The 5467-nt window shown below is 39.2% G+C and carries 5 protein-coding genes; 3 read left to right on the top strand and 2 right to left on the bottom strand.

Going from position 1 to position 5467, the window contains the following annotated elements; genetic code table 11:
• Positions 1–182 precede the first annotated feature (182 nt).
• Positions 183–1853, top strand: a complete 1671-nt coding sequence (gene ftsY / locus FFR48_RS24880; RefSeq protein ID WP_137669217.1) for a signal recognition particle-docking protein FtsY — start codon at positions 183–185, stop codon at positions 1851–1853.
• Here ftsY and FFR48_RS30265 read toward each other — a convergent pair.
• Both FFR48_RS30265 and FFR48_RS24875 read right to left on the bottom strand, forming a co-directional pair.
• The gene (locus FFR48_RS30265) at positions 1842–1967 is read right to left on the bottom strand and encodes a hypothetical protein (RefSeq protein ID WP_268932466.1); all 126 of its coding nucleotides are present in this window, start codon (positions 1965–1967) and stop codon (positions 1842–1844) included. The two genes, ftsY and FFR48_RS30265, sit on opposite strands and share 12 nt — an antisense overlap.
• Before the next feature lie 9 nt (positions 1968–1976).
• Positions 1977–2255 carry a hypothetical protein gene (locus FFR48_RS24875; RefSeq protein WP_162501958.1) on the bottom strand — a complete coding sequence of 93 codons (279 nt, stop codon included), beginning with the start codon at positions 2253–2255 and terminating at the stop codon, positions 1977–1979.
• Positions 2256–3161: 906 nt separating this feature from the next.
• On the opposite strand from FFR48_RS24875, the gene FFR48_RS24870 reads away from it, so the two are divergent.
• Together FFR48_RS24870 and FFR48_RS24865 are read left to right on the top strand one after the other, a co-directional pair.
• Entirely contained in the window at positions 3162–4544 is a 1383-nt protein-coding gene (locus tag FFR48_RS24870) for a PP2C family protein-serine/threonine phosphatase (protein WP_190347402.1), read from the top strand.
• 139 nt (positions 4545–4683) lie between these two features.
• Positions 4684–4986, top strand: coding sequence for a 30S ribosomal protein PSRP-3 (locus FFR48_RS24865; protein ID WP_137669215.1), 303 nt, complete (start codon positions 4684–4686; stop codon positions 4984–4986).
• Positions 4987–5467 lie beyond the last annotated feature (481 nt).

Here is a 5467-nt window from a genome sequence, read left to right as displayed (position 1 = left end):
TTTTGAAGGGTATACCGGAAAAAGTGTGCATTTTTTGGGATTTCAAGAGATGGCAAAGAAATTTTCAAATCTCCTCCTGACTCCTGACTCCTGACTCCTGACTCCTGACTCCTGACTCCTGACTCCTGACTAGCTAACTAATAACTGATAATTGATATCTAATAACTAATAATATTGCTGCAATGGTTTTTAATTGGTTCCGCCGTAACGATTCTTCTCAACCCCCTCAAACACAACCACAGGGGGAAACTCAGCCTACACAAGAAGCACAGCCAGAACCAGCCGCAGAAACTACACCTGATACTGCGGACCTATTGGCTTATGCTAAAGCTGCTTATAAAAATATTCAGCAAAAACAACAATCTCAGCCCCAAGAAACTGCACCAGCAGAGGCATCTGTTATTGGAGAAAAAGCAGAAACAGTTGTTGTAGAAGAAGCAGTTACACCAACCCCAGCAGAAACAACTGCTGTTACTGAAGATGTTACTGAAGAAAAAGCAGAAACATCTGTAGAGGAAACAGTTACACCAACTCCAATAGAAACAACTGCTGTTACTGAAGAAACCGCAGCAGCGCCAGCAGAAGAAGTAACTGTACCAACACCAGTAGAAGCAACATCTGATACTAAAGAATTAGAAGTTACTAGCCCAGAAACTCCAGTTAGTGATCAACAACCAGCAACTTTATCGTTTTTAGAACGGGCAGCAGCAGAAAGGCAAGCCAAACAGGAAAGATTGATAGCCAGTGCGGTTGAAGTTGCACAACCGGAAATAACACCAACTTCAACACCAACTTCAACATCAACTTCAACCACACCAGAAACAGCAGCAGAAATTCCCGTTATAGAATTTGATGATGGGTTTGTATGGTCAGCAGAAGTTTTAGCAGCACAAGGTAGAAAGGCCGAAGATATTTCTATAGAAGAAATTACCTGGTTGAAAAAATTACGCCAAGGTTTAGATAAAACTCGGCGCAATATCCTTAACCAACTCAAAGCCATTGTTGGACAAGGACCATTAAATCAAGCTGCTGTAACTGAAATTGAAGCATTACTTTTACAAGCTGATGTGGGTGTAGAAGCCACAGATTTTATTATTGATGCTTTACAGCAAAAATTGCGGGATGAAGTCACCCCACCAGAACAGGCGATCGCCTACCTGAAACAAATCCTCCGGGATATGCTAGATGCACCAATTGAAGCAGCACCCAGATCCAGCTTTGCCCCAGAAAAAGATAACTTAACCATTTGGTTAATTACAGGAGTTAACGGTGCTGGTAAAACTACAACAATCGGTAAAATCGCCCATTTAGCCCAAAAATCTGGCTATAATTGCTTAATTGGTGCTGCTGACACTTTCCGGGCTGCTGCCGTAGAACAAGTGAAAGTTTGGGGAACAAGAAGCGGAGTAGAAGTGATAGCTAATCCTGGGAAGAATACAGATCCAGCCGCAGTGGTATTTGATGCGATCGCCGCCGCCCAATCACGAGGCACGGAATTATTATTAGTAGATACCGCTGGCAGACTGCAAAACAAGAAAAACTTAATGGACGAATTAAGTAAAATTCGTCGAATTATTGACAAAAAAGCCCCAAATGCCCATGTGGAATCTCTCTTAGTTTTAGATTCTACCTTGGGACAAAACGGACTGCGACAAGCTGAGGTATTTTCCCAAGCTGCCCAACTCAGCGGCGTTGTCTTAACCAAGCTAGATGGTACAGCTAAAGGAGGAGTAGCTTTAGCAGTTGTACAACAGTTAGGCTTACCTATTCGCTTTATTGGTGCTGGAGAAGGAATTGAAGATTTACGTCCATTCTCTAGTTATGAATTTGTCGAAGCACTTTTAAATGGGTGATTGGTGATTGGTGATTGGTGATTGGTGATTGGTGATTGGTGATTGGTGATTGGTGATTGGTGATTGGTGATACAATTTTGGATTTTGGATTTTGGATTTTGGATTGTATTTCATGAATCAAATCTAAAATCTAAAATTCTTCTGCCTCCTGCCTTCTGCCTTCTGCCTCCTGCCTCCTGCCTTCTGCCTCCTGCCTTCTGCCTCCTGCCTCCTGCCTCCTGCCTTCTGCCTCCTGCCTTCTGCCTCCTGCCTCCTGCCTCCTGCCTTCTGCCTTCTGCCTCCTGCCTTCTGCCTTCTGCCTTCTGCCTTCTGCCTCCTGACTCCTGACTCCTGACTCCTGACTCCTGACTCCTGACTCCTATAAATTAAAATAATTCTTTTTTTTTGACAAAAAATGGCCAACTTCTGGTAGAATTTCACACTAAAGCTATTTTTATCACTGCCCAATGATCCATCTAATACAGCACAAGGTTCATTGATGACTGTAAAAGGTATTCATACACAAGTGGATGAGTGTAAACAAAGTAGCTAATGACTCCTAACTTAGTTATCAGGTTCTACTGGCAAAATTACATACAAATACTCTCTCTTAACCATTTACAGATGTAAATTATCATGGTTTAACTAAAACACTCGATATAGGTTTTGGTTGAAAGAATCCAGAGTATCCTGAGTCTAGGTTCTATTTCCTATAGATTCTAGATATTTTGTCTTGAGCTAAATTACATATTTAGCCATTCAAAATTTCATAGCTAATCAGCTAATAAACTGAATATAGAAAATTTATATCTGAGTAAATATTCAGGAAATTTATGATATACCAGTTAAATGTTTACAATTTATTACTTGTATTTTGGAGTTTACAGGTAGGATGAAAAATATTTTTTGTCTCACTCCAGTAGGAACACCCGGTTTAACAAGCCAGTCTCAAATCCATTCATCGAAAAATCTCCAGACTTACTCTGTAGGTGTAAGCAACGACTCTGATTAAAAGAAAGTTTTATTTCCCCAGATATATGAATTACTAATTAAGGCATGAAAAAATTGTAAGCCGTCTATAGCGTTATCAAAATTACTGCTTTATACTAGACAGGGTTTAACTAAAAATACAATGACCGGAAACTCCTGATAAATGGCAAACAATAAAACCAGCAAATGCAATACTGTTCAAAATTACATCCTCAATTTTTCTCCTCTTGCTAAAATGACTAATCTTGTCGAATATGATTGAGCAACACTAAATAAAAAATTGCTCATAAATCATAAATCTGCCATCTGTTAATATTAAATGCAATAGTATATTTACCTGTGTCTCAAGTTCCTTCTCACTCCACCGAAATTAATAGTAGTGCCACCACAGATGTCACTCCAGTTGTGGCACTGAAAGAACTTGTGGCTAGACTGCATCGGGAACAGAACAAAATTCAAGATTTGCTGAGTTCTTTAGGATTTGCTCTCAGAAGTTTCAATAATTTGAATCAGTTTTTGGAACTGATTCCTCTCATGGCCACCAGAGTTACCGATGCTGAAGGTAGCGCCCTATTTCTCTATAAACCAAATGGTCAAATTAGGTTAGAGCAGCTACATTGGCAGGATAGTCAACAACGGAAAATTATCCGCAAAGCCCTAGAAAATGCTACAAGTCAAATTACACTGTTACCTAATTCTGTACCACTGACAACCACAGGAATTTTAGATGCTCAGATGCATCAATATTTAGGACCAGATGTGCAGATTTTTGGTACAGCAATTATAGTTAAACATACAGAAAGGGGATGGCTTTATGTTTTAAGCCGTGATCCAGAATATAGTTGGACAGAAACTAGACAAAAGTTAGTAAGGTTAGTTGCAGATCAAACAGCGGTAGCTATTGACAACGATGAACTAGCAGTAGAATTGAGGAAAAAAGAACGATTAGATCAAGAATTAGAAATTGGTGCTGAGATTCAACGCCGACTTTTACCGCGTCAATGTCCTAATGTTCCTGGTGCTGTTTTGGCTGCACGTTGTAAACCGGCTAATCGTGTGGGTGGAGATTATTATGATTTTATTCCCACAAATCATAATCAGTTTAAATCTAATCTTAATAGCAGTAAAGAAGATGCCCGTTGGGCTTTGGTAATTGGGGATGTGATGGGTAAAGGTGTTCCTGCTGGTTTAATTATGACCATGTTGCGAGGAATGCTCAGAGGTGAAGTATTACATGGTAATTCTGCGGCGGGAATTTTGCAAAATTTGAATCGTGTTATGTATGCCGATTTGGAAAATTCCCACCGGTTTGTCACTTTGTTTTATTCAGAATATAATCCTCGTACAAGATTGTTATCTTATAGTAATGCAGCACATAATCCGCCTTTGTGGTGGCACGCTGCTACTAAAACAGTGACGAGATTGGATACTATGGGGATGTTGATTGGTTTGGATGCAAATAGTCAATATGAGAATGGGGAAGCACAATTAGAACCAGGGGATACAGTTATTTATTATACAGATGGTTTAACGGATGCGGCGGCGGCTGGTGGCGATCGCTTTGATGAAGATAATTTTGTGACTTCGTTTAATGCTGCTTGTCGTTATTGCAATGGACCCCAGGAAATTGTTGATTATTTGTTTGATAAGGTTCAGAATTTTATCGGTTCTGAAAGGCAAAATACTGATGATATGACTATGGTAGTTTTACAAATTTTGTGATTACAGGAGGCAGGAGTCGGGAGATCAAGCTGACTTTTAAACTCATTTTAAACTCATTGGTCAATGGGACAGATATTGAGTTATAATAAGTGGTCGCAAACATTAGTAAGTTATAGCCGGATTTGTCCCGGAGGTACGATTGACCACAAAATTTATCTTAAAAATTCTCTGGTTAGATGAGAACGTAGCTTTAGCAGTTGATCAGGTTGTTGGTAAAGGCACAAGCCCCTTAACTAAATACTTCTTCTGGCCTCGTAATGATGCGTGGGAAGAACTGAAAAAAGAGTTAGAATCCAAACACTGGATTACTGATGTTGATCGCGTTGAGTTGCTAAACAAAGCCACAGAAGTGATCAACTACTGGCAAGAAGAAGGCAGAAACCGCCCAATGGCAGAAGCACAATTGAAGTTTCCCGAAGTTGGCTTTACAGGTAGCGCCTGATTGTTTTAATTTGGTGATTGGTAATTGGTAATTGGTAATTGGTAATTATCAATTACTACCCAGTCCCGATGTTCCAATTATTCCATAGTTTAATGGTTTTATCTTTACTACACATAACCTTAAAACTCCGTGGTGCAGGCATCTTGTCTGCACAAATCATAATATAATCATTATAATATAATTATTGAAAATCTGATGTAACATATAGAGCTTTAAAAGCCCTAGTTACAGCTTACAAATAATATTAAGTGTAAAAACATTTTTGTTTGTATTACTACATCTTCAGCAAACTCTACACAAGCTTTGAAACCCTTCTAGGGATAATTCATGAATTGTCTCTACATTAACTCTTACATAGGGTTTGCTGAATAAACCTAAAACCTTGATATATCAAAGGTTAGAGGCTGATAAACACAGAAATTAGTGCAAGGGTTTGGAAGGGTATACCGGAAAAAGTGTGCATTTTTTGGGATTTCAAGAG

Source organism: Sphaerospermopsis reniformis, from assembly GCF_005402885.1.
Classification (GTDB): domain Bacteria; phylum Cyanobacteriota; class Cyanobacteriia; order Cyanobacteriales; family Nostocaceae; genus Sphaerospermopsis; species Sphaerospermopsis kisseleviana.
Note: the sequence above shows the minus strand (reverse complement) of the source record. Positions and strands in the feature narration are given on the sequence as shown.